Raw genomic sequence first — 24628 nt, 5'->3', positions numbered from 1 at the left:
GAATGACAGGTATTGTGGCCTATTGTCGGCCCGGATTTGAAAGTGATTGTGCCGCTGAGTTACAGGATAAAACCGCAGCGCTTGGGGTGTTTGGCTATTGCCAAACCAAAGCGCAACAAGGCTATGTGGTTTACCGTTGCCAAAGCGAAGAAGCCGATCACTTAGCCAAAAAGCTTGAATTAAAAGAACTTATTTTTACCCGCCAGTTTTTTGCGTTGTTAGCGCATGTAACGGATTTACCACAATCAGACCGGGTGAGTGCGGTGCAAGTGGCGCTGTTAGATGAATCTGTACAAGAAGCCTTTACCGGTATTAAGCCCTGCGGTGACTTACGGGTTGAAACGCCAGACACTAATGACGGCAAAGAATTGTCTAAGTTCTGCCGTAAATTCACGGTGCCGTTACGCCAAGGCTTGCGCCAAATTGACTGGCTAACCGCAAAAGAAAGCGATAGACGGCCAACGTTGCATGCATTTTTCTTGAGCAATCAAGAAGTGATGATCGGTTTTTCCTACTCATTTAATCAATCACCATGGCTTATGGGTATTCCACGGCTACGCTCTCCAAGTGAGGCACCAAGCCGTTCAACCCTTAAGCTTGATGAAGCGTTTCAGGTATTTGTGCCTGAGCACGAACGTGAAGCGCGTATTTCATCAGGCATGAACGCTGTTGACTTAGGGGCTGCTCCAGGTGGTTGGACATACCAGTTAGTGCGCCGTGGCATGATGGTGCAGGCCGTTGATAATGGTCCAATGGCGGAAAGCCTTATGGAAACGGGGCAAGTTAAACATATTCGTGAAGACGGTTTTAAATACCGGCCGAAGAAAAAGAACGTGACTTGGTTGGTGTGTGACATGGTAGAGAAGCCCGCACGAGTTGGCGAATTGATGACCAGTTGGTTAATTGATGGCGACTGCCAAGAAGCCATTTTCAACCTGAAGTTACCCATGAAGCGCCGCTATGCAGCAGTGGCTGAATACCTTGAACATATAAAACAAAACTTAATTGAGCATGGGCGTGGGCGGTTTGAACTACAAGCTAAACAGCTGTATCACGACCGCGAAGAGATAACGGTTCATATTCGTTGGATGTAACTTTGAACTCCGGCCTTTGTGCTGGGTTTTTTGTTTTTAGTGCTACGATGCCAAGGGACGCTGTACCACAAACAGTATCGTCATTGTTTGCCAGTGGTAGTTACTTGAAGACCAAAAAATTCAGTAAATTACAGATTTATTTGTAGATTCTTTGTTGCGCTGGTTGTAACCTGATTGTGACTCAAGGAATAACAACACATTAGGGATATCTAATGCGCATAATTAGTATTTTAGTATTTTTACTAGTGCTCACCGGCTGTGTGGCGGCGGTTGATACCATTAAAACAGATGGCGTACAAGCAACAGCGGCTGACCGTGGTTTTGTTTTGATTGGTATTGATTCAAATCAACAACTAAATGAAGTTCACATTCGCGGCCCAAAAAACATTAAGCTAACGCAAGCTGATATGCCAGAAGGGGGTAACTACCTATTGTTTGAGTTACCTGCTGGTAGTTATCAAATTTCCTATATATCTCTTGGCTATGCTTATGGTTGGGTGCTTGATGATGACGAACTATGGGCCGTTAATATTAAGCCCAAAGCGATTAATTATATTGGCGACTTGTCGGTAAAACAGCAGTCGCAGTTTAGTCCATATGCTGATATTCAATTACGAAATCGGGCGTCAATAGCCTATAGCTACATGCGCGCACGCTTCCCTGTTACGTTAGAAAATAACTCACTGCACTACAGCGGTCCGGGCGAAGACTTTTTCTTGTCACATATTCAGCAAGGAGCAAGCGAATGAAAATTATCGCGTTAATTTTTTCGTTTTGTCTGCTGATAAGTAGCCTTGCGAATGCTCAGGAACAAGAGAGGACTGAAACGGGTCAAATTATTCCTGTCGAATCACTCTATATGAATGCGGACTCGAGCCTATTTAAAATTTCACCTAATGGTCAGTTGATTGGTTTCTCAGCAAAAATCGAAGGCGGGTTTCGTAATTTGCAGGTAATTGATGTTGAATCAAACAAAGTTGTTCGCAATATCGGATTAAAAAACTCTGGTTATATGCGTGATTTCGACTGGGTTAGTAATGATCGCGTGTTAATTACCTTAACGGATAAGAAAAGTGGCAAAGAAGTTCGTCTATTGGTTGATTTCTCCGGTGATAAATTAGTTTCACAACGATTACCTACTGATGTAACGATTCATTCGGTTCGCCATGAACAGCAAGACGGTATAGTACTTATTTCACGCTCATCTGTTTATCAAGGTAACGAGCATGCACAACTATTAACCATTAACATTGATGAGTTTGCGAAAAATCAATTTATGACAGCGAACGTGCTTGCTGGAACGGAACTTGGTGCTGATGCGTTCATTTACGATACGCTGTTTAAAAAGATAATTTCACTTACCGTAGATCGTGAAAGTAAAACCCTAGAGCTACGTTATGCAGACGTTGGTCAAGATAATTGGCAACGGGCTATTTTGTACGATTTAGAGGATGAGACAGATCCTATTATTCCTGTTGGCTTTGCTGGCGAACACAAGTTCTCTGTTATTTCCGATCGTGATACCGACACCAAAGCATTGCGTATTTACGATATTAAAACCGGCCAATTATTAGATGACATAGCCTATGAGAATCCTGACTATGATTTAATTGATGCGCAGTTTACGACCGCGGGTGAGTTACATTCTGTAACGTACATTCAAGACGGCCTGCATTACACTGAATATTTTTCAGAACAAGCGCGTGAACGTTACGCACGAATCCGCGAGGCTTTTGCTCATTCAACAGTTAGTGTGGTTTCGAGCTCAGACGACAATAGGTTCCAAATTTTATATACAAACGGCTCGACCGATTCGGGATTCTATTATTTGTTTGATTCGCATGAACAAATAATTCGGCCATTAGAAGCGCGCTTTGATGACTTACAAAACTATATACTGAGTGCGTCTGAGTTGCTTCGGGTAAAAACAGCTGATGGTACCGAGATTGAAGCTTATTTGAATCGTCCACAAGGCAGTATTGATCACAACACGTTAATCGTGATGCCACACGGAGGCCCTATAGGCGTGCGTGATTACGATTACTTTAATCCAGATGTACAATTTCTAACAAGTCGTGGTTTTTCGGTGTTGCGGGTTAACTTTCGAGGTTCATCCGGCTTTGGTAAGTCGTTCACGACGCAAGGCGTAGGGCAGTTTGGACAGCTTATTGAAGATGATATTACGGCCGCGGTTGATCAAGTATTAGCGCGTAAACAGTTTAAAAATATCTGCGCTGCTGGTAATAGCTACGGCGCTTACTCGGCAACTATGTTGGCAATGCGTCAGCCGCAACGTTATGGCTGCGTAATAGCAGGATTTGGCATCTTCGATCTGCCATTAATTTTTAACGCAAGTAATTATCGCAGCACTGATGATTATAGGAGTGCGGTCAGTGACGTAGTGGGTGAATACCACAAGTCACTGACAACTATTTCGCCGGCTTATCGCGCAAATGAACTAAAAGCACCCATTCTAATTTATGCTGGTTACTTGGATGAAATAGCTGATTATGAGCACTCGTGGCGAATGAAATTGGCTGTTGAGGCGTATGGAAATAATGTTGTCGAGTTTATTAACTATACAACAGCAAGCCACGGTCACAAAACGTGGTGGGGGGATAGACATGAAGCGGTCGCGAAGTACGATTTTCTAGTTCGTCAATTGCACTTAAGCCCATTTAGGATGCAATTGATAGAAGCTGATAAATCAACTCTGCAGAATGAGTATGAATTATTAGCCGATGGATTTGTCAACTCGCCACGCGTGCAACGAAATTTAGCACGAGGCAAAGCCACATACGATTATCTAAGCAAGCATTCGAAAAACGCCACAAATAGTTATCATTTGGGCCAGTTAACCCTAAAAGATATAACGGATGATCGTGACATTTCGCGAGGACTTGCGTTGCTTGAGGAAAGTGCGAAACAGGGCAACCAAAACGCAATTAAAGGTCTGTCCAAAATATACATTAGTCAATCTTACGGGACGAGCTCAATCGACAAAGCAAAAGCGCTGGTTAGCAAATTAACCTATGAAGGGCGAGCGAAATATGACATTGATTTGGCCAATGCGTATATCGACTGTTACCAGGCGTTTGCAAACTCAGTTTGTGTACAGCCATTAGTCGACAAATTGATTGGTGTTTTTGCGCTATATGATGACGGTGAATGGCGTAATGATTTGCTTTCACGAATAATGCTATTACCCACTATGCCAGAAGATGACTACCAGCCTTTGCGTGCTAAATTTGAAGACAAATTTGAATTGACGATGACTGCGACAAAGATCATTTCGCCGAAAGCGGGCATGTATGAGCAGCGTGATGAGGCCGATGATCAAACAGCAATGCGTATAATGAAAGCGGGCAATACGTTTAATCTGAAATCGTTTAATGATACCGCCGAACTCTTAGGAATAATGAGCTCTGCAATCGCAATTGAATTCAATGTAAATTTCGATGGTTACATTACCAAGAATGAACGTGCAAGTGTGTTCTACCAATGGGAATCGTTTGACTTGGCAACCGGTGAGGCGCTGAAAAATGACTACGGTATTTTGATTGGTTATGGCAATAGCACTTGGCGTGTTAAACGTACAGATTTAGAACCAAACACACGTTGGAAATTGACCCTTTACAACATTGCACGACAAGAAATTTATAGCGAAGAATTCACGTTATTGCCTTAGTCGGGCAATAACGTGATTAATTAACTTATAAGGACTTTACAGGCGATCAATGACTGCTTGGGTAAAATCGGTGGTGCCACCGCTGCCACCGAGGTCACGGGTGGTGCGGTCGCCAGTAGCAATAACTTCTGTAACTGCGGCTAAAATGCGTTTGGCTTGATCTTGCATACCTAAGTATTCAAGCATTTGAATGGCCGCTAGAATTACCGAAGTCGGGTTGGCAAGGTTTTGGCCGGCTATGTCTGGAGCAGAGCCGTGAACGGCTTCAAATATAGCTGATTTCTCACCAATGTTTGCACCCGGTGCCATACCTAAACCGCCAACTAAACCTGCGCAAAGATCGGACAAGATATCACCGAACAGATTCGTGGTAACAATCACGTCAAATTGCTCAGGGTTCATAACCAACTTCATGCATACTGCGTCAACAATCATTTCGTCTGACTGAATATCTGGATACTCGGCAGCTACCTCACGAGCAACTTTTAAGAACAAGCCTGAGGTTGATTTTAAGATATTTGCTTTGTGTACTGCGGTGACTTTTTTACGGCCTTCTCGGCGCGCTAGTTCGTATGCAAAGCGCACAATACGTTCAGCACCAGCGCGGGTAATTTTACTCATTGCCTGCGCTTCTGAACCATCTTCTGATACTACTTGGCCAAGGCCTGAGTACATGCCTTCGGTGTTTTCACGTACGGTAACAATGTCGATGTCTTCGTAACGTGCTTTGGTGCCTTTAAATGATTTTACTGGGCGTACGTTTGCATACAAATTAAATTGCTTGCGTAAGCTGACATTAATTGAGGTGAAACCCTCGCCAACAGGGGTGGTTAATGGGCCTTTTAACGTCGCTTTATTGCGCGCGATGGCGTCAAGTGTTGCCTGCGGCAACAATTCACCTGTTTTTTCAAGCGCTGCTAGGCCGGCATCTGCAAATTCATAGTTAAAATCGCAACCCGCCTTGTCCAAAATTTTCAGCGTTGCGTCAATAATATCTGGGCCGATACCGTCGCCAGGAATTACGGTAATTGTGGTGCTCATTTGATGTACCTTCTTACTTCTAGGTCAATTAATTGGAACAATTTGATGGTAATATTTGGTGATATTTAATGGCGCGAACTATAGCAGAAAACCACGCCTACATGCGTGTTGTGGGTCATTAAAACGATTGATATTCGCTATAAGCGTCAGCGCCCCAAGCGATTAGCTTGTCGTCTTTAAACAGCAGCGGAGTGCATTCATCACGGGTGGTAATACCGTCAGATTTCACATGGTGAGTACGGTAAAACAAAATAAGCACTTCGCCGTTATCGGTCGCTTTCGCTTCACTAATATCGGGCGAGCCAAGTAGACGAATCACGTCGCCTTTGTCTGCACCTAGGTCAAGGCGACCGATTTGTTTGAGGTTAAAGGTTTCGCGTTCTTGCCAACTCATGTTTTCCGGGTCGGCCTGATAAAAATGCAATACAAGCGCAGCGGCCGCAACGTATACGGCAAAGCCAATAATGATAACTTTTAGCATTTTTGACATGCGCTGCGCTCCTTGTCGAAGTTACTTGTCTAAATTAATCGGTAATCACACGGTAACAAGGATGATACACCGAACCTGGTAGTTTCATGCGGCTTTGCTCGACGAATGCCTGTAACAACACGTCGAGTTTCTTCATCATGTTTTTTTCACCATGAATTTCAAATACGCCATGTTTACGAATTGCACGAATGCCGTCGTCTTTTACGTTACCCGCCACAATAGCCGAGAATGCACGACGTAAGTCTGCTGCTAGGGCTTGCGGGGCTTGATTACGATGTAAGTTCAAGTTTTTCACGTTATCGTGATTTGGCACGAATGGGCGTTGAAACGCTTCTTCAATATGCAGCGTCCAGTTGAAGCAATAGGAGTCACCGGTTTCACGACGGTATTCTTTCACCGCTTGGGCGCCTTGCGTCATAGCTTTTGCCACTTCTGCAGGGTCAGCCACAATAATTTGATACAGCTTACGCGCTTCTTCACCTAAGGTGTCTGCAACAAAGGCGTCAATGGCTTCAAAATAACCACGACTGCTTTCTGGGCCAGTTAGAATAATTGGCAATACCTGACGTTGGTTTTCTGGGTGCATTAAAATACCCAAAATATATAACAGCTCTTCTGCGGTACCAGCACCACCTGGGAAAATCACAATGCCGTGGGCACAGCGTACAAAAGCTTCTAGGCGCTTTTCAATGTCTGGCAAAATAACCAGTTCGTTAACGATAGGGTTTGGCGGCTCGGCCGCAATAATGCCTGGCTCTGTGAAACCTAAGTAACGGCCATCGACAATACGTTGTTTGGCATGACCGATGGTTGCGCCTTTCATTGGGCCCTTCATAGCACCCGGACCACAACCAGTGCAGATGTTTAAGCTGCGTAAGCCTAACTGGTAACCCACTTCTTTGGTGTATTTGTATTCCACTTCATTAATAGAATGGCCACCCCAGCAAACAATGACGTTCGGATCGAGGTTTGGCTGCACAACTTGCGCGTTGCGCAAAATATCGAATACCACGTGGGTAAGGGTGTGCGTGTCCGCTGAGTCTAGCGTTTGCGCATTGTAGCGTTCGCCCGTGAACAGAATGTCACGTAGCACAGCTTCTACGAGCTCTTGCATACCGGCAATAAGCTTGCCGTCAACAAAGGCTTCTGCTGGCGGGTTTACCAGTTCTAATTGAACACCGCGTTCACATTTAATGACGTTCACGTCAAAATCTTTATATTTATCGAAAATCTCTTCACTGCTGTCGGTGTTACTACCGGCGTTTAATACCGCTAAACAACAATTACGGAATAATTTATAAAGTTGCTCGTCGCTGCTTTGTTGTAAGCGATTAATTTCTAGTTGCGACAGTAAGCTCATGCTGCCGCGAGGTGATATTTTAAAACGCATTTAGTTTCCTTATTTTTTGTTATTGGCGACTTAACCGAACAGATTCGGGTGTGGGCTCGAAGTCGGAACGAAATGGATTGATATCCAAGCCCCCGCGGCGCGTATAGCGCGCGTACACCGTTAATTGTTCAGGTTGAAGACGCTCTTTAATATCCATATAAAGCCGTTCTACGCACTGTTCATGGAACTCGTTATGGTGCCTAAATGACACGATATAACGCAGAAGGGCTGCATGGTCAACGGCTGGTCCTCGGTAGCGAATAAGTACCGAACCCCAGTCTGGTTGATTGGTGATTAAACAGTTCGACTTTAACAAATGACTGTGGAGTGTTTCTTCCACGATATCATGGCTGCTTAGTTTCAGTAATTCAGGACTGTACTCGTAGCTTGTTATTTCAATAGGCTGGTCGTCAATGCAGTGACCTGGCAAGTCGCCAAACGCTTTACGTTGGGCTTGTTGCACGGTACTTAGTTGTACCCCAACAGGGGCACCGGCGCATTGGCTTAAATCGATACTAAGCTGTTCAGACACAGCATGCCATGACGGCCAACGGCTATCATTGAAGCTATTGAGGTACAGCTTAAACGACTTTGACTCAATTAAGTTTGTTGACGTTGCAGGTACCCGAAACTCGGCAACGGCCACTTGCGGTAGCCCATTACTATTTAGCCAAGATAATTCATAGCCATGCCAAATATCGTCACCATGAAATGGCAACGGTTGGCCTTCGGCTAAACCAATTGGGGTACGATTTAACTGGCGCGGTACGCCTTGCAATAAACTGGCGTCGTACTGTGTTGGATACGCTGTGGGTTGTCCCAAGTTCAAATGGGCTAACGACTCATTCATCAAATTCAATTACCTGTTACACTACTGTTTTTTATGCAGTCGGCCATTGTAGCGCCGCTGCGCGATAGTTGCTAGTTAATTTAGGATGCTAAATATGTCAGTAGAAAGCGCACTTGACCAACTTATTGAACGTTACCAGCAGGCTTATCAGCAAGCGGGTGTGACACTTGTCACCGAAGCACACGACGAGTGGCAAGCCCCGATATACGGCGAACGCGTTGATGACGACATGGTTGAGTGGCTACCTGTGCGTCAGTCTAGCGCATTGCAGTTTACTGATTTAGCGAACGCCTTAGAGCAGCCTTTTCATACTAGCCTTGAAGCTTTGTACGGCCGTTGGTTCGCGGCAGATCTCAATGTCAGCTTTGCTAATCATCCCTTAGTTTTGTTACAGCTTCATGGCCCTGAAGATGGTGAGCGTTTGCAGGCGAATTTGGCTGGACACGTATTGATGAAACGGCGTTTACGTCAACCCATCACGTTGTTTATTGGGTTAGCGGAAGAGTCTGATGACTTGTTGATTACCTTGAACAATGAAACGGGCCAAGTGGGCCTAGAGTTTGTGGGGCGTGAGCAACATGAAATTTTGGCCGAAACATTAGAAGAGTTTTTGCAACAATTGCAGCCTCGTGTGGTGGCATAATTGATTCAGATCAAGTAATTTGGTTGGGTAAATATTCAACAATAGGTGGGACAATGACAACAATAAACCCAGCGCAGTTACAAGAAGGCCAGCTGACTTACTTGGTGGCAGAAGATTTAAAAATGGCAGCATCATTGCTGTTTCAAGCGTACCAAGATGATGCCTTACTGAAAGATATTTTTCAGGCTGACAAAGCGGATTACGAGCAACGTTTACGTGCCGCTATACGCGAAGAGTTGGCGGCATTTTGGGAAGCCAAGCAGCCTATGTTGGGCGTGTTCGACGGTGAGTCTCTGATAGGCCTGGTTTGTCTAACCCAACCCGGGAAAAGCTTTGGGCCGGGCAAATACTGGCACTGGCGCCTAAAAATGCTGCTCACGGCTGGTTATGTGAGCACCATGCAGTTGCTTGAAAAAGAACGTTTAATTCAAGAGGCCGTGCACGGTGATGACTACCATATGTTGGCTTTTATTGCGGTAAGCCCGCGCTATCAGCAACAAGGGTGGGGTGACTTATTGGTTCGAGCAGCGCATGCGGCGTTAGATGAAGAGCCACAGTCTCGTGGAATTGCAGTGTATGTAACCCAACCCGAGCATTTGAAGTTATTTGAACAGCACGGGTACCAGCATGTTCAAACATTAAAAGTAGGCCAAGTTAGCGGTGAGCTATTATTTCAACCACGCCAAAAATTGGTTGAGGTGAGCCATGCAGTTTAAGTCGTTTCGTGAATTTTACCCTTATTATTTAGCTGAGCACGCCGATGCGCGTTGTCGTGCCATGCACTATGTGGGCAGTACGTTGGTGCTGCTGGTATTGGCATATGCCATTTTTTCTCAGCAGTGGTTGTGGCTTATTGCCATACCTTTTATCGGCTACGGTTTTGCTTGGTTGGGGCATTTTGGCTTTGAAAAAAACAAGCCGGCCACGTTTAAGTATCCGGCGTATTCCCTGTTAGGTGACTGGGTTATGTACGGCGAGTTTTTATTGTCGCTGGTGGGTATTAAACCGAAGCGACCACCGAGCGCGCCACAGTAGGTTACGCTTTTTAATGTTAGTCTTGCGGTATTCGATACGGCGGCGTGGTGATGTCAACCAGCCGCATATTTAACAACGTTGCGCACCCAGTGTAACGGCTTTCTCCGTCACTACTAAAGTCAAAATCATAGCGGCTCAGCCAGCCGATATGGCGTTTGATTTTGGTAATTTTTCCGCTTTTCCACGCCATGTCGATAAATTGCAATTGTTGCTGCTGACAATAGCGTTCAACGTAATTGCGTGCTTGTTCGGCCTGGCGACGGCCTTGCCAAAACAGCATAAATGCGAAGCCAATACCAATGAGTAGTAACGCGTCGGCGAGTATCATGCAGTTTTACCCATAAATTGTTGCCACGCTTGGTACAAGGCCACGGGTAGGTCATTGCGCTGTACCAAACCAAGTGCATGAATTCGGGTGTCGGGAACGCGCAAAATATCGCGTACCACACCGGCAAAAAGCGCTGGGTTATCTAGCTCTGCAACGCGCAGCAAATACGGCAACATTAACTGCCCCTGCAATGCCGGCCATAAGCGAGCCGTTATGATCACTAACTCGTCCATGTTGGCGCTTGGCAGTAACTGGTGTAGCTGTTGTTCAACGGTAGGCGCAGCACTATGGTCTGAGGCAAAGCCAGCCAGTGCTCGCAATGCATTTACGCGAGTAGCTGCATGCTCACTGGTTAATGCACTAAGCAGCGGTTGCATGAGTTCGCTTGGTGGTGTGGTATGTTCGAGCGCTTCCGCCAACGCATTCTGTAGGCTTTCGGGGTAGCTGGTGAAGTGCTGCGCGATTGCTTGTGTTGTTTTTGGGTTAGCGGCTAAACGCACGGCAACATCGTGAATGCCTTGGATGCCGAGTTGCTGCCAGCCATCGTTGGTTGGCGAGTGCAGTTCCTGTTGTGCTGCGGCGAAATAACGTGAAGGTGCTTTCTGCCACCGTTGAGTCAGCTGTGCATGCAATGCCGCTCGCTTGGCCTCTGAAGGGGTAAACAAATATGCCGATTGTTGCAGTTGCTGTTCTTGCTCTGCATTCAATGCGCCGGTAATTTGCTGCCCGAGTAGCGCAATCACGTGCGTCATAAAGTCTTGCTGGGTGGCCTGGTTTAGCAAACCACGCTCGTCTAATGGTATTTTTAAAAACCACAAAAAGGGCTCAGGTTGTTCAGCTTTTAACTGCGGCCAAAACACCACGGCAAACCAGGCGTGATCCTGAAGTGGGTAAGGGTAGGGCCGTTGTTGCGCGCAAATTGCCTTAAACGTATCGGCCTGAATAGCCTGTACACGGCGGCCTAAATCATAAATAACGTAGTCACTATGGCTTTCGCTGAGTAGCTCAGCTAGGTTTGTTATGGTCATGAAACTTGCATCATTGTCATTTTTGCTTAAAGATGTCGCCCATTATAACTAAAATAAGTCGTGGAGGTAGTCATGGACCAACGACAACGAGCTGCTCGTTTACTTGAACGAATAGAAGCCGAACTAAATTGTTTGGGCTTATGGCAAAGTCATTATCCGTCATCGCAGGCTTTAGCTAGCACCGAGCCATTTGCGATGGATACTCTTGATTTTCATCAATGGCTGCAATTTATTATGTTGCCGCGCATGTGGGCAATGCTCGATGGTGAGCATCCGTTACCGCAAAACATTGCGGTTAGCCCTATGGCAACCCATGTGTATCGTGAAGAACTTGAGCATCATGAAGGCTTAATCGCTTCGCTACGTGAATTTGATATTTTACTCAGTGGGGCAGACCCCTTGGCTGACGATGTCTGATTTGCCCGACGCGCTTTCGGTTTTATACCATGATGATGTGTTAGTGGCGGTGGATAAGCCCAGTGGCTTATTGGTTCATCGTAGCTGGATAGCGCGCGAGGCGACCGAGTTCGCCCTTCAGCGAGTGCGCGACCAAATTGGTCAGCGCGTGTATCCAGTACACCGACTTGATCGGCCAACCTCTGGTATTTTGTTGTTTGCTAAAGACCCAGACACCGCGCGCCTGATGACTGAGCAGTTTGCCGAACGCCAGGTGCACAAGATTTATCATGCGGTGGTGCGTGGTTATTTAACCGATGGGGTACTTGATTATCCACTGAAAGAAGAGCTGGATAAAATTGTTGACAAGCTAGCCGATCAAAATAAAGAGGCGCAGTCTGCTGTCACTGCGTACCGTTGCCTACAGCAAATTGAGTTACCTTTCGCAGTCAGCAAAAAGCACGCAACGTCGCGTTATTCGTTAATGGAATTAACCCCAAAAACTGGGCGCAAACATCAATTGCGCCGGCATATGTCACACTTGCGTCACCCAATAATTGGTGACAGTAACCATGGTGATGGCCGCCACAACCGGTTTTTCAAAGAGCATTTTGGCCTTCAACGGCTTATGCTAGCGGCAACCACATTAGCGTTTGAGCACCCGCACACAAAAAAGGCAGTTCGTATAGAACTGCCTATTCCCAATGAGTTATTAAAGCCGTTTGCCGAATAGTTTATTCGGCTGCGCGTAAAAGCTCATTAATACCGACTTTGGCGCGTGTTTTGGCGTCAACTTTTTTCACAATAATTGCAGCATATAAGCTGTGTGAACCGTCTTTAGCTGGCAGGGAGCCTGGTACCACCACGGCGCCTGCCGGTACGCGGCCATAATGAATCTCACCGGTTTCACGGTCATAAATTCGTGTACTTTGGCCAATGTAAACGCCCATCGAAATAACCGCGCCTTCTTCCACAATTACGCCTTCGACAATTTCTGAGCGGGCGCCAATAAAGCAGTTATCTTCAATAATGGTCGGTGCGGCTTGCAACGGTTCAAGTACACCGCCAATACCAACACCACCTGACAAATGCACGTTTTTACCAATTTGCGCACATGAGCCAACGGTTGCCCAGGTATCAACCATGGTGCCTTCGCCCACATAGGCGCCGATATTCACGTAAGACGGCATTAACACCACGTTGCGACCAATAAATGCGCCTTTGCGCACCATGGCTGGCGGTACCACACGCATGCCTTCAGCACGGAAGCGGGCGTCGTCATAACCAATGAATTTGCTATCGACCTTGTCAAAAAAACGGGTTTCGCCGCCGTTCATCACGTGGTTGTCTTGCGTGCGAAACGACAGTAATACTGCTTTTTTAAGCCACTCGTTAACCACCCATTGGCCGTCTATTTTTTCGGCGACGCGATATTCGCCTTGGTCAATTTTTTGAATCACTTCGGTTAAGTCGCGTTGTAATTCAGCCGGTACACGGCTTGGAGAAATGTCCGCGCGCTGTTCAAATGCGGCTTCAATGCGTGCTTGTATACTGCTCATAGCGGTTCCTATTTTCTTGATGATTTGTCACCGTATTAGCGGTTTAACGCGGCAACGATTTGTTTCTTTAACTGTTGCTTTTGTTCATCGCTAAGTGCCTCGTTACGGCGAGTGGTAACAATGAATAAATCTTCGGCTTGCTCGCCAACCGTGGTGATTTTAGCGGTTAGTATATTTAAATCCAATTGTTGTAGCACTTTTGCTACCCGTGCCACTAACCCAGGGCGATCTAACGCGGTTAATTCAAAAGCGGTTCGTCGTGGGTTGCGTTCACTCACAAACTCCACTTTGGTGGGCACGGTAAAGTTACGTAATTGCCGGGGCAGTCGGCGATGTGCGCTAGGAGCGGGTTGGCGTTGGCGCAACACGTCATGCAACTGCTGCTTCAGCGACTCAATGCGGCGCACGTCGGTCAGGGGGTCACCGTCGTCTTGCAGCACCACAAAGGTATCCATAACGTAGCCGTCACGCGTGGCAAGAATTTGCGCATCGTGAATACTTAAGGCTTGGCTGTCGAGTACAGCCGCAACCGCCGCAAAAAGGTTTTCATGTTCCAAATGGTACACAAATAGCTCGGTGGTGCCTTGGTTTGACTCATCACCAACCAGTATGAGTGGCAGTTGGTCGTCGTCTTGCAGCGGCAAAATATATTGCGAGTGCCAAGCGATTTGCTCAGGCTGATGCCGCAAAAAATAATCGGCGGTAAAGCGGCTCCATAATTCGTTAACGGCTTGTGCACTAAAGCCCAAGCTTAACAATAATCCCATGGCATGGGCTTGATGCTGGTGTACCCGTTGGCGCATCTCATTGGCGGCAGAGGTTTTGCTAGTGGCTAAAAATTGCGTGGTTGCTTGGTATAAATTTTCCAGCAAAGTGGCTTTCCAGTTATTCCACAAGCTGCTGTTGGTGGCACGAATATCGGCCACGGTTAAGCAATATAAATAATCTAATCGACGTTGAGTTTGTACCGTGTCGGCAAATTGGCGCACCACTTCTGGGTCGTGAATATCACGTTTTTGTGCGGTGACAGACATGATTAAGTGATGACGAACCAACCAAGCAATCAGCTCGCCATCCGCGTCGGGCAACTCATGTTGGCGCGCGAAATTTAAAGCATCTACTTCGCCAAGCTCGGAGTGATCACCGCCACGGCCTTTCGCAATATCATGAAAAATGCCAGCCAGAAATAGCAGTTCAGGTTTGTCCATGCGCCTAACAATAGCCGCGCAAAGCGGAAACTCTTGCTCAGCGTCTTCACTTTGGTAGCGGTATAAATTGCGCACTAACCGAAAGGTGTGTTCATCAACGGTGTAAGCGTGGAATAAGTCAAACTGCATTTGCCCGACAATTTGTTGCCACTGGGGCAAGTAATTCGCCAGCAACTGGTGTTTATGCATGAGCCTAAAGGCCGCACCACAGCCTTGTGGGTGCCGCAACAACTGCATGAAAAGTTGGCGACATTGCGGATCGGAATTAAGTGGCTGACGCAGTTGCCGCCGCGCTTCACGCAGTAATCGAATGGTGTGCGCTTGCAAATGTTTAATTTGCGGGTTTTGAGCCACCAACACCATGCAATGCAGCAGGTTTTGTTGGTTTTCAAACACGCCATCGTGGCGAGCCGCAATTAAACTGCCAATAGCTTCAAAATGCTCATCAAGCAGCTGCGGGTTCGGTTCGGTGCTACGGCCTAAAATGGTTTGCTCAAAAAACTGCAACAACATGTCGTTTAGTTCGGTAACGCCGACAACCGCATTGAAATAGTCTTTCATCATGGCTTCAACCGCCCGTTTGCCGGGCTGGCCATAACCTAACCGAGCAGCGACACCCGGTTGATAGTCAAATAATAAGCGATCTTCTTTTTTGTTCGCTTCTAAGTGCAGCGCAAAGCGAATACGGCCCAGCAATTGCTGGTATTCACGCAGCTCAAGGAGCTCTTCGGCGCTGATATAGCCATGTTGCACAAGGCTTTCGTCGCTTTGCGTATGAAAATGGCGCTTGGCTATCCAACCAATGGTTTGAATGTCGCGTAGCCCACCAGGGTTGCTTTTTACGTTCGGCTCAAGATTATACGAGGTACCGTGATAACGTTGATGCCGCTGTTGTTGTTCTTCGTATTTTGCTTGGTAGAAAGCGCGGCTTGTCCATGGAAACTCACGTTGCATTTGCCATAAAAAACGCTCGGCAAGGACATTGTCGCCGCATATGTAGCGTTGCTCTAACAGGCTCGTGGCAACTGTAACGTCAGTTGCTGCCTGCTCCAAACATTGACTTGGGGTGCGTACACTGTGGCCAACGTCTAGGCGCAAGTCCCAAAGCATTTGCACCAACTGGCTTATTATTTGTTCTTGTTCGACCGAGAGCGGCTGCTGATGTAAAAATAGCAAATCAATGTCGGACTGCGGATGCAAGGTGCCGCGTCCATAACCGCCCACGGCGATGAGACTTATGCCCGAATCAGGCAGTTCAGACTGCAGCCACAGCTGTGTTAACAACTGATCAATAAATTTGCTGCGGTGGGCCAGAAGATAATCGATATCAGCTGCGATAAAGGCTTCGGCGGACCAAGCTTGATAAGCTTCAAGGCATTCGCGCCCCGTGGCTAATGTGACCGTTGTTGGCCAGTTAGGTGGAGCGCTATGTGACATGGGCTTAGTTGGTGTGACGAATAATACGCGGCAGGTCTTCGTCGCTGCGTAAAGTTAATACTTCAACACCATCTTCGGTAACCAGTAAGGTGTGCTCCCATTGAGCGCTTAAACTACGGTCTTTGGTTAACACCGTCCAACCGTCGCGCATGAGTTTTGTATGGCGTTTGCCGGCATTGACCATAGGTTCAATGGTAAAACACATGCCCGGTTTTAATAAGTCGCCTGTACCCGCGGTACCGTAGTGCAAAATTTGTGGCTCTTCATGAAACACTGCACCAATGCCGTGACCGCAATATTCACGCACAATAGAATACCCATGTTGTTCGGCATGCTTTTGAATAACGGCTGCGAAATCGCCCGTTCGCATACCCGGCTTAACCATTTTTATGGCCATGTACAGTGACTCTTGGGTAACCCGAATAAGGCGTTCTGCTAAAATACTTGGTTTACCCACCACAAACATTTTTGAGGTGTCGCCATGATAACCGTCTAGCTTCACGGTCACATCAAGGTTCAAAATGTCGCCTTCTTTAAGCGGCTTTTCGTTCGGTATTCCATGACACACCACATGATTTAACGACGTACAAACCGACTTTGGAAACCCGTGGTAGTTTAGTGGCGCAGGAATAGCACCGTGGTCGACGATATAATCGTGACAAATTTGATTAATTTCGTCGGTCGTGACACCGGCTTTTATATATGGACCAATCATTTCTAAAACGTCGGCTGCTAATTTACCTGCAGCACGCATTTTTTCGATTTCTTCAGGCGTTTTTATGGTAATGCTCATGAGGTGTTAATAATCCCTACGCAGTTTCGGTGCTTCAATGTGAAGCTAAGCCGTAAAATATTGCGTTAGTTTACCAATAAAGAGAGTGGTCGTGAAGCGCTGAAAAACTTGATTTATTGGCTTTGTTTATGGTATAAAGCGCCCGCAATTTTTAATTGCAAAAACTAACTTAAACACACACATACATCGACACATAGGTCGGGGTGCCCAAAATCTAGCGGCTATCATGGTTGCAGAGCATGGGTCGAACTATGGGATGTATGGAGGCATAACCCCTTAAAAAGGAAAAAGATCATGGCAAACGTGTCAATGCGTGACATGCTGAAAGCTGGTGTACATTTTGGTCACCAAACCCGTTTCTGGAACCCAAAAATGAAGCCGTTCATTTTTGGCGCGCGTAACAAGATTCATATCATCAACCTTGAAAAAACTGTGCCGATGTTCAACGACGCGTTGAATTTCTTGCAACACGTTGCTTCAAACAAAGGTAAAATTTTGTTTGTTGGTACTAAGCGTGCGGCGTCTCAGCCAGTTCAAGAAGCTGCAGTGAGCTGTAACCAGTTCTTTGTTAATCATCGTTGGTTAGGTGGTATGTTGACTAACTGGAAAACAGTTCGTCAGTCAATCAAGCGCTTAAAAGAACTTGAAACCATGAGCCAAGACGGTACGTTCGAAAAGCTGACCAAGAAAGAAGCGTTGGTTAACACCCGCGAAATGGAAAAGCTAGAGAAGAGCCTTGGCGGTATTAAAGATATGGCTGGCTTGCCAGACGTATTGTTTGTAATTGATGCTGATCACGAGCACATTGCAATTAAAGAAGCGAATAACTTGGGTATTCCAGTTATCTCGGTTGTTGATACCAACTCAAACCCTGATGGCGTTGATTACGTAATTCCTGGCAACGACGATGCGATTCGTGCGGTACAGTTGTACCTGAACGCTGCAGCTGCTGCTATCAACGACGCGCGTGGCGCGGTTGTTGAAGGCAAAGCTGACGATTTCGTTGAAGCTGAAGAAACTGAATAAAGTCATCTGATTAGAGGACAAATACATGGCTATTACAGCAGCTCTGGTTAAAGAACTGCGCGAGCGCACTGGCGCTGGCATGATGGATTGCAAAAAAGCATTGGAAGAGACCGGCGGCGATATCGACGCGGCGATCGAAAACATGCGTAAAAGTGGTCAAGCGAAAGCAGCTAAGAAAGCTGGTCGCGTAGCTGCTGAAGGTGTAATCCTGACTAAAACCGAAGGTAACGTAGGTACTTTGGTTGAATTGAACTGTGAAACTGACTTCGTTGCACGTGACGAAAGCTTCTTAGCTTTCGGTGACAAAGTCATTAACGCTGCATTTAGCAACAAGCACTCTGATGTTGAAGCGCTTAAAGCGACCAACATTGGCGACGGTACTGTTGAAGAAGTTCGTGAAGCTTTGGTTGCGAAAATCGGTGAGAACATGAACGTTCGCCGCGTTATCACTCTTGAGGGTGGTGACCTGGTTGAAGCTTATGTTCACGGCGGTCGTATTGGCGTGTTGGTTGCTATTACTGGCGGCGACGCTGACTTAGCAAAAGACATCGCAATGCACGTAGCTGCAAGTGCTCCACAGTTTGTGAAGCCAGAAGACGTATCAGCAGAAGTTGTTGAAAAAGAGCGTGCAATTCAACTTGATATCGCAATGCAAAGTGGCAAGCCACAAGACATCGCTGAGAAAATGGTTGAAGGTCGTATGCGTAAATTCACTGGCGAGATCAGCTTAACTGGTCAAGCATTTGTGAAAGACCCTTCAATGACTGTTGCTGACTTACTGAAGCAAAAAGGCGCTGACGTTCTTACTTTTGTTCGCTTTGAAGTGGGTGAAGGTATTGAGAAAAAGTCAGAAGACTTTGCTGCTGAAGTTCAAGCACAAATGGCTGCAGCGAAAAAGGCTTAATGCCAATGACGCTAGCCACGACGAGCTACAGTCGATAATAGAAACCGCATCTTGCTCGGCAGGATGCGGTTTTTTTTAGGGTAAAACCCAATAAAAACCTGAACATGGAGCGAACTGATGACACCAACCAAACCTGCATACCGTCGCGTGTTACTGAAATTAAGTGGCGAAGCGTTAATGGGCGATGAGCCTTTTGGCATTGATGCAAAAGTTCTGGACCGAATGGCTCAGGAAATTAAAGAACTTGTTGAACTAGGCGTGCAAGTAGGCCTAGTTATTGGTGGCGGTAACTTGTTCCGCGGTGAAGGCTTAGCGAAAGCGGGTATGAACCGTGTTGTTGGTGACCACATGGGGATGCTAGCGACAGTGATGAACGGCTTGGCCATGCGTGACGCATTGCACCGTGCATTTGTAAACGCACGCTTAATGTCAGCCATTGAGCTCAACGGTGTGTGTGACAGTTATAATTGGGCCGACGCGATTAGCTTGTTAAAGTCAGGGCGAGTTGTCATTTTTTCTGCGGGCACCGGCAATCCGTTCTTTACCACAGACTCAGCTGCATGCTTGCGCGGTATTGAAATTGAAGCCGATTTAGTTCTGAAAGGCACCAAAGTTGATGGCGTTTATTCAGCCGATCCAGTGAAAGATCCAAATGCGCAACTTTACCGCCAAATCAGTTATACTGATGTACTGCAAAAACAGTTAAAAGTAATGGATTTAGCCGCGTTTACCTTAGCGCGCGACCATAATCTGCCTATTCGGGTATTTAACATGAATAAGCCCGGCGCCTTGCGTGCAGTGATTATGGGTGAAGAAGAAGGTACACTCATTGCAAACGAAAGCGTGATTGAGCAAGCATAAAGGAAATAAAACGTGATTAACGAGATTAAGCAAGACGCTAAACAGCGTATGGAAAAGAGCGTAGAAGCGCTGCGTTCACAAATTTCTAAGGTGCGCACGGGGCGTGCTCACCCAAGTATTTTAGATGGCGTTATGGTGCCATATTATGGGGTTGATACTCCGTTGAAGCAGTTGGCTAATATTACCGTTGAAGATTCGCGCACGTTAGCTTTAACGGTTTTTGATAAATCATCAGCTGGTGCGGTTGAAAAAGCCATTATGACTTCTGACTTGGGGCTAAACCCAGCTTCAGCTGGCACCGTTATTCGCGTGCCGTTACCGCCGTTAACCGAAGAGCGTCGCCGCGACCTGGTAAAAGTTGTGCGCAATGAAGCCGAACAAGGGCGTGTAGCGGTGCGTAATATTCGTCGTGATGCGAACAGTGACTTAAAAGAGTTATTAAAAGAGAAAGAGATTACTGAAGACGAAGAACGTAAAGGTACTGAAGAAATTCAAAAGCTTACAGATACTTACATTGCGAAAATTGACGAGCTTCTGGCAGAAAAAGAAAAAGATTTGATGGAAGTTTAAGCAGTTGCTCTGAAACCACGTTGGTGGATAGCGCCGTGTCAGGTATACTCGCACGGCGTTTTTTCTTGTATGGCATGACTATGACAGCAGCGGAAGTCTCAACAATTAAAATGCCGCGACATGTGGCAATTATCATGGATGGTAACGGGCGCTGGGCCAAATTGCGCGGCAAACGCCGAACCTTCGGCCACAAAGCCGGAGCGGAGGCGGTGCGTGCGGCCGTGCAGTTTGCCCGTAAAAAAGGGATTGAGTCACTCACGTTATTTGCGTTCAGCAGTGAGAACTGGAAGCGCCCCGAGCAAGAAGTTTCTGTGCTAATGGAGCTTTTTATGACGGTGCTGAAACGTGAAGTTAAGAAGCTACACAAACATAACGTGCGGTTACGAATTGTCGGTGATAAGTCTGCATTTAGTGCTCGGCTACAAAAGCAAATGCACGAGGCTGAAACTTTAACGGCGGGAAATACCGCGTTAAATTTAAATATAGCGGCAAATTATGGTGGGCGTTGGGATATCGTTCAAGCAACCCAAAAGCTAGCAACCGAGGTGAAAGCAGGGCAGTTAGAGCCAAGTGCAATTACTGAGACCATGTTAGCTGAGCAGCTTGAACTAGCTGATCAACCCATTCCTGATTTGTTAATAAGAACAGGTGGCGAACACCGAATTAGTAATTTTCTGTTATGGCAACTGGCCTATGCAGAGTTCTATTTTAGTAAGGTACTATGGCCAGACTTTGATGACCGCGAGTTTGCCGCGGCCATTGCTGACTTTAGCTGTCGCGAACGCCGTTTTGGGCTAACCAGCGAGCAGTTACAACAAGCCATTTTAGATACCGATGTGACAACCGGGGAATAATTTGCTGAAACAACGTTTAATAACTGCGCTTATTTTAATTCCGCTAGCCCTTTATGCGGTTTTTGCTTTGCCGTTGTTTTGGTTTGCAGCGGCAGTGCTGCTGCTAATGACAGCTGGCGCGTGGGAATGGGCACCGCTGATGAACGTAACGCGTCGTAGTGGGCGCATTGCTTATACGGTATTTATTGCTGCGGTTTTAGCATTGCTAATGTGGGTGGTGCCATTACATAAAGTTTGGCAGGATGGGGAATTAGCCCCTGTTATTCATTGGCTTATTGTTGCAGGCTGTGTTTGGTGGCTAGTCGCTATCTTGTTAGTTATTAATTACCCCCGAAGCCGTCGAGTATGGTCGCGCACTCGGTCTATTGTTGGTGTGTTTGGTGTTTTAACGCTAGTACCGGCATGGGCCGGATTAATTGCTGTGCGCTCGTTAAACTATGCCGAGCAGCCTTTGTTTGGCGGCTTTGCTGTGCTTTTTGTATTACTGCTAGTATGGGCGGCCGATGTTGGTGCATATTTCGCTGGCGTTAAGTATGGCCGCAATAAACTAATGCCAGCGGTAAGTCCAGGCAAAACCATGGAAGGCCTCTGCGGCGGTGTTACCCTAGCTTTTGTGGTAATGATGGTGCTTGCACATTGGTTAAAAATTCCTGCTGAGCAGTTTTCTGGTTATTACATCACAGGTTTAGTCACTGTGATTGCCTCGGTGTTTGGCGACTTGAATGAAAGTATGTTTAAACGTTGTGCAGGAGTTAAGGACAGTGGTTCATTACTTCCGGGGCATGGCGGCATACTTGATCGCATTGACAGCTTAACCGCAGCACTACCTATTTTTACCTTGTCTTATTTGTGGTTTTTAGCCTGATATGAAGCAACGCATTACCTTACTCGGCGCAACCGGCTCTATTGGTCAGAATACACTGGCGGTAATGGCTAACACGCCTGAGCGATTTGAACTGTTTGCCGCAACTGCGAATGGTAATGTTGACGCTATGGTGGCTATATGCGAACAGCATCAGCCACAGTTTGCGGTCATGGCTGATGAAGCCGCCGCTAGTCAACTGCGTGAGCGAATTTCTTCGTTACCTAGAAAAACAGAAGTGCTTAGCGGCTCTCAAGCATTGGCTGACGTGGCAAGCGCTGCCGAAGTTGACAGCGTGATGGCTGCGATAGTTGGGGCCGCGGGCTTGCTACCGACCATGGCCGCGGTTCAAGCTGGAAAGCGCGTGTTACTCGCCAACAAAGAAGCATTGGTGATGTCAGGCCAGCTATTCATGGACGCGGTTGCCCATTATGGGGCCGAGTTATTGCCTATCGACAGTGAGCATAACGCCATTTATCAATGTTTGCCCTCTGAAGTGCAGCAGCCACTTGGGCATGCTGATTTAGCGAGCGCAGGCATTCACCAAATATTACTCACCGGTTCGGGCGGGCCATTTCGTCAATTACCGATTGCTGAGCTTGCTTTGCAGACTCCAGCAGCGGCCTGTAATCATCCTAATTGGTCCATGGGCCAGAAAATTTCCGTTGACTCGGCAACGATGCTTAATAAGGGCTTAGAGTACATTGAAGCACGCTGGTTATTCAATTGTCGGCCTGACCAGTTGCAAGTTGTGGTGCATCCGCAGAGTGTCATTCATTCTATGGTTAGTTACATTGACGGCTCTGTACTCGCGCAACTGGGGCAACCTGATATGCGTACCCCAATTGCTTATGGCTTAGGTTACCCTGAACGCATTCACAGTGGCGTGCAGCCGCTTGACTTTATGCAAATAGCTGAGTTGACATTTCTGCCCGCAGAGCCACAACGATATCCTTGTTTGCAACTGGCTATTGATGCTTGTTGGGAAGGGCAGTGGGCGACCACCACATTAAACGCCGCCAATGAAATTGCCGTGGCTGCTTTTTTAGCGGAACGCATTCCGTTCACCGCTATTGCTCAGGTTTGTGATAGGGTGTTACAACAAATAACTGCTGGGCAGCTAAGCTCCATTGAGGCATTGATAGACCTTGATCAGCAAGCGCGTCAATTGGCCCAGCAACACGTAGAGCGAATGCAGTAATGGGTAGTATTATTTGGTCATTAGGGGCCTTTGTGGTCACACTCGGTATTTTAGTGACCTTTCATGAATTTGGTCACTTTTGGGTGGCGCGGCGCTGTGGCGTCAAAGTTCTGACATTTTCGGTAGGTTTTGGTAAACCTATTTGGCAGCGCCAAGGTCAAGATGGCACCGTGTATCAAGTGGGTATTGTTCCGCTAGGCGGTTACGTACGAATGCTCGATGAGCGCGTCGATAACGTTAGTGAAAACGAACGTCAGGTTACATTTAATTCAAAAACCGTATGGCAACGAGCTGCGATTATTGCTGCCGGGCCTATTGCTAATTTTGTATTAGCTATTGCGGTGTTATGGTTAATGTTTGTTATTGGTGTGCCTTCTGTAAAACCAATTATCGGCACTGTTCAAGAGAATTCAATTGCAGCGCAAGCGGGGATTCAATCGCCCGCCGAAATTATAGCCATAGACGGCGTTGAAACAGCAGATTGGCAGCAGGTGAATTTGCGCTTTGCGGCAGCCCTCGGTAATGATTTAGTTGAAGTAAAAACCCGCGATGAAGGTAACCGTGAGCGTACTTATCAGCTGCAAATTAGCGCGTGGCGTTTAGAAGATAATAAGCAACCAACTTATACCGCGTTGGGGTTGCAACCTTTTCGACCTGAAGTGTCATTAGTGTTAAGTTATATCGCACCAGACTCGCCCGCTGCGGCGGCAAATTTGCAGGTTGGCGATAAAATAATTGCGTTTGATGGAACTCCTTTAGTTGATTGGCCTCAAACGAGAGACTTGATTTTGCAAGCTGCCGGCCAAGACGTAACAATAACGCTTGAACGCAGCGGGCAAACAATGACGCAACAGGTGCAATTAGGAAGCCGTGAAGCAAACGGTCAACGCTATGGGTTTCTTGGGGTTGAGCCAACAGTGGCAGCCTACCCAGAGCAGTACCGATTTACTCAACAATACGGTATTGTCGATGGGTTGATTCATGGCGCAGAGCGCACCTGGGAGTTGATGACGCTCAGTGTAAACATGCTTGGTAAATTATTGGTTGGCACGGTGTCTGTCAGTAATTTAAGTGGGCCGGTTGCAATAGCCGAAGGGGCAGGCGCGACGGCCAGTTACGGTTTAGTTTATTTTTTAGGGTTTCTGGCTCTTATTAGTGTCAACTTAGGGATAATTAATCTGGTACCCTTGCCGGTATTAGACGGTGGTCACCTTGCTTTTTTAGCCATTGAAGGTGTGCGAGGTAAACCGGTATCAGAGCGAGTCCAAGAAGTTTGTTACCGCATTGGCGGGATACTAATTTTTGCATTAATGGCAATTGCAATAAGTAACGATATCTTGCGATTGTCGCAATGAAACAACATGTACAAC

At 46.7% G+C, this 24628-nt stretch carries 25 protein-coding genes; 16 read left to right on the top strand and 9 right to left on the bottom strand.

Features of this window, described 5'->3' with window-relative positions; all coding sequences use genetic code 11:
- Positions 1 to 2: 2 nt before the first annotated feature.
- From rlmM to ASC40_RS01845, 3 genes are all read left to right on the top strand, one after another.
- Complete coding sequence (gene rlmM / locus ASC40_RS01855; RefSeq protein WP_055438081.1) at positions 3 to 1094, top strand: 23S rRNA (cytidine(2498)-2'-O)-methyltransferase RlmM; 1092 nt, start codon at positions 3 to 5, stop codon at positions 1092 to 1094.
- Positions 1095 to 1306: 212 nt separating this feature from the next.
- Positions 1307 to 1843, top strand: coding sequence for a hypothetical protein (locus tag ASC40_RS01850; protein ID WP_055438080.1), 537 nt, complete (start codon positions 1307 to 1309; stop codon positions 1841 to 1843).
- Entirely contained in the window at positions 1840 to 4782 is a 2943-nt protein-coding gene (locus tag ASC40_RS01845; RefSeq protein ID WP_055438079.1) for an alpha/beta hydrolase family protein, read from the top strand. The genes ASC40_RS01850 and ASC40_RS01845 overlap by 4 nt, the downstream gene beginning before the upstream one ends.
- 36 nt (positions 4783 to 4818) lie before the next feature.
- Here the strand turns inward: ASC40_RS01845 and ASC40_RS01840 are convergent, their stop codons facing one another.
- From ASC40_RS01840 to queF, 4 genes are all read right to left on the bottom strand, one after another.
- Complete coding sequence (locus ASC40_RS01840; RefSeq protein ID WP_055438078.1) at positions 4819 to 5823, bottom strand: isocitrate dehydrogenase; 1005 nt, start codon at positions 5821 to 5823, stop codon at positions 4819 to 4821.
- 118 nt (positions 5824 to 5941) lie between these two features.
- On the bottom strand, positions 5942 to 6313 hold the full coding sequence (locus ASC40_RS01835; protein ID WP_055438077.1) for a DUF3192 domain-containing protein: 372 nt from the start codon (positions 6311 to 6313) through the stop codon (positions 5942 to 5944).
- Positions 6314 to 6347: 34 nt separating this feature from the next.
- Positions 6348 to 7703, bottom strand: a complete 1356-nt coding sequence (ppnN, locus tag ASC40_RS01830; RefSeq protein ID WP_055438076.1) for a nucleotide 5'-monophosphate nucleosidase PpnN — start codon at positions 7701 to 7703, stop codon at positions 6348 to 6350.
- A gap of 19 nt (positions 7704 to 7722) precedes the next feature.
- On the bottom strand, positions 7723 to 8553 hold the full coding sequence (gene queF, locus ASC40_RS01825) for an NADPH-dependent 7-cyano-7-deazaguanine reductase QueF (protein WP_055438075.1): 831 nt from the start codon (positions 8551 to 8553) through the stop codon (positions 7723 to 7725).
- 94 nt (positions 8554 to 8647) lie between these two features.
- Here queF and syd point away from each other — a divergent pair, with 94 nt between their 5' ends.
- From syd to ASC40_RS01810, 3 genes are read left to right on the top strand one after another with little or no spacing between them, the layout of a single operon-like run.
- A complete protein-coding gene (syd, locus tag ASC40_RS01820) occupies positions 8648 to 9196 on the top strand; it encodes a SecY-interacting protein (RefSeq protein ID WP_055438074.1) in 549 nt (182 codons plus the stop codon).
- A gap of 53 nt (positions 9197 to 9249) precedes the next feature.
- Positions 9250 to 9912, top strand: a complete 663-nt coding sequence (locus ASC40_RS01815; protein WP_055438073.1) for a GNAT family N-acetyltransferase — start codon at positions 9250 to 9252, stop codon at positions 9910 to 9912.
- On the top strand, positions 9902 to 10231 hold the full coding sequence (locus tag ASC40_RS01810) for an Mpo1-like protein (RefSeq protein ID WP_055438072.1): 330 nt from the start codon (positions 9902 to 9904) through the stop codon (positions 10229 to 10231). Before ASC40_RS01815 ends, ASC40_RS01810 begins: the two co-directional genes overlap by 11 nt.
- A gap of 16 nt (positions 10232 to 10247) precedes the next feature.
- On the opposite strand, the gene ASC40_RS01805 is transcribed toward ASC40_RS01810, so the two are convergent.
- Positions 10248 to 10559: a DUF3301 domain-containing protein gene (locus ASC40_RS01805; RefSeq protein WP_055438071.1), complete on the bottom strand. Its 312-nt coding sequence runs from the start codon at positions 10557 to 10559 to the stop codon at positions 10248 to 10250.
- Positions 10556 to 11587: a DUF3549 family protein gene (locus ASC40_RS01800; protein ID WP_055438070.1), complete on the bottom strand. Its 1032-nt coding sequence runs from the start codon at positions 11585 to 11587 to the stop codon at positions 10556 to 10558. Before ASC40_RS01800 ends, ASC40_RS01805 begins: the two co-directional genes overlap by 4 nt.
- Before the next feature lie 72 nt (positions 11588 to 11659).
- Between ASC40_RS01800 and ASC40_RS01795 the strand changes: the two genes are divergently transcribed.
- Positions 11660 to 12004 (top strand): YqcC family protein, encoded by a 345-nt coding sequence (locus ASC40_RS01795; RefSeq protein ID WP_055438069.1) that lies wholly within the window; start codon positions 11660 to 11662, stop codon positions 12002 to 12004.
- Complete coding sequence (gene truC, locus ASC40_RS01790; RefSeq protein ID WP_055438068.1) at positions 11997 to 12716, top strand: tRNA pseudouridine(65) synthase TruC; 720 nt, start codon at positions 11997 to 11999, stop codon at positions 12714 to 12716. Before ASC40_RS01795 ends, truC begins: the two co-directional genes overlap by 8 nt.
- 1 nt (position 12717) lies before the next feature.
- Here truC and dapD read toward each other — a convergent pair whose 3' ends face one another.
- From dapD to map, 3 genes are read right to left on the bottom strand one after another with little or no spacing between them, the layout of a single operon-like run.
- On the bottom strand, positions 12718 to 13542 hold the full coding sequence (gene dapD, locus ASC40_RS01785; RefSeq protein ID WP_055438067.1) for a 2,3,4,5-tetrahydropyridine-2,6-dicarboxylate N-succinyltransferase: 825 nt from the start codon (positions 13540 to 13542) through the stop codon (positions 12718 to 12720).
- A 35-nt stretch (positions 13543 to 13577) separates the two neighbouring features.
- On the bottom strand, positions 13578 to 16187 hold the full coding sequence (gene glnD / locus ASC40_RS01780; protein WP_055438066.1) for a [protein-PII] uridylyltransferase: 2610 nt from the start codon (positions 16185 to 16187) through the stop codon (positions 13578 to 13580).
- Positions 16188 to 16191: 4 nt separating this feature from the next.
- Positions 16192 to 16980 (bottom strand): type I methionyl aminopeptidase, encoded by a 789-nt coding sequence (map, locus tag ASC40_RS01775; protein ID WP_055438065.1) that lies wholly within the window; start codon positions 16978 to 16980, stop codon positions 16192 to 16194.
- 294 nt (positions 16981 to 17274) lie between these two features.
- Here map and rpsB point away from each other — a divergent pair, with 294 nt between their 5' ends.
- From rpsB to rseP, 8 genes are all read left to right on the top strand, one after another.
- A complete protein-coding gene (gene rpsB / locus ASC40_RS01770) occupies positions 17275 to 18006 on the top strand; it encodes a 30S ribosomal protein S2 (protein ID WP_055438064.1) in 732 nt (243 codons plus the stop codon).
- Between the two features lie 25 nt (positions 18007 to 18031).
- The gene (gene tsf, locus ASC40_RS01765; protein ID WP_055438063.1) at positions 18032 to 18910 is read left to right on the top strand and encodes a translation elongation factor Ts; all 879 of its coding nucleotides are present in this window, start codon (positions 18032 to 18034) and stop codon (positions 18908 to 18910) included.
- Between the two features lie 117 nt (positions 18911 to 19027).
- On the top strand, positions 19028 to 19771 hold the full coding sequence (gene pyrH, locus ASC40_RS01760; RefSeq protein ID WP_055438062.1) for a UMP kinase: 744 nt from the start codon (positions 19028 to 19030) through the stop codon (positions 19769 to 19771).
- Between the two features lie 12 nt (positions 19772 to 19783).
- On the top strand, positions 19784 to 20341 hold the full coding sequence (frr, locus tag ASC40_RS01755; protein ID WP_055438061.1) for a ribosome recycling factor: 558 nt from the start codon (positions 19784 to 19786) through the stop codon (positions 20339 to 20341).
- Positions 20342 to 20415: 74 nt separating this feature from the next.
- Positions 20416 to 21195, top strand: coding sequence for a polyprenyl diphosphate synthase (gene uppS, locus ASC40_RS01750; protein WP_055438508.1), 780 nt, complete (start codon positions 20416 to 20418; stop codon positions 21193 to 21195).
- A gap of 1 nt (position 21196) precedes the next feature.
- Complete coding sequence (locus tag ASC40_RS01745; protein WP_055438060.1) at positions 21197 to 22060, top strand: phosphatidate cytidylyltransferase; 864 nt, start codon at positions 21197 to 21199, stop codon at positions 22058 to 22060.
- A 1-nt stretch (position 22061) separates the two neighbouring features.
- On the top strand, positions 22062 to 23258 hold the full coding sequence (ispC, locus tag ASC40_RS01740; RefSeq protein WP_055438059.1) for a 1-deoxy-D-xylulose-5-phosphate reductoisomerase: 1197 nt from the start codon (positions 22062 to 22064) through the stop codon (positions 23256 to 23258).
- Complete coding sequence (gene rseP, locus ASC40_RS01735; RefSeq protein WP_055438058.1) at positions 23258 to 24613, top strand: sigma E protease regulator RseP; 1356 nt, start codon at positions 23258 to 23260, stop codon at positions 24611 to 24613. Before ispC ends, rseP begins: the two co-directional genes overlap by 1 nt.
- The last annotated feature ends 15 nt before the right edge of the window (positions 24614 to 24628 follow it).

This window comes from Pseudidiomarina woesei, assembly GCF_001418345.1.
GTDB classification, from domain to species: domain Bacteria; phylum Pseudomonadota; class Gammaproteobacteria; order Enterobacterales; family Alteromonadaceae; genus Pseudidiomarina; species Pseudidiomarina woesei.
The sequence above is the reverse complement of the archived record's forward strand: the minus strand, read 5'-3'. Positions and strand labels throughout refer to the sequence as shown.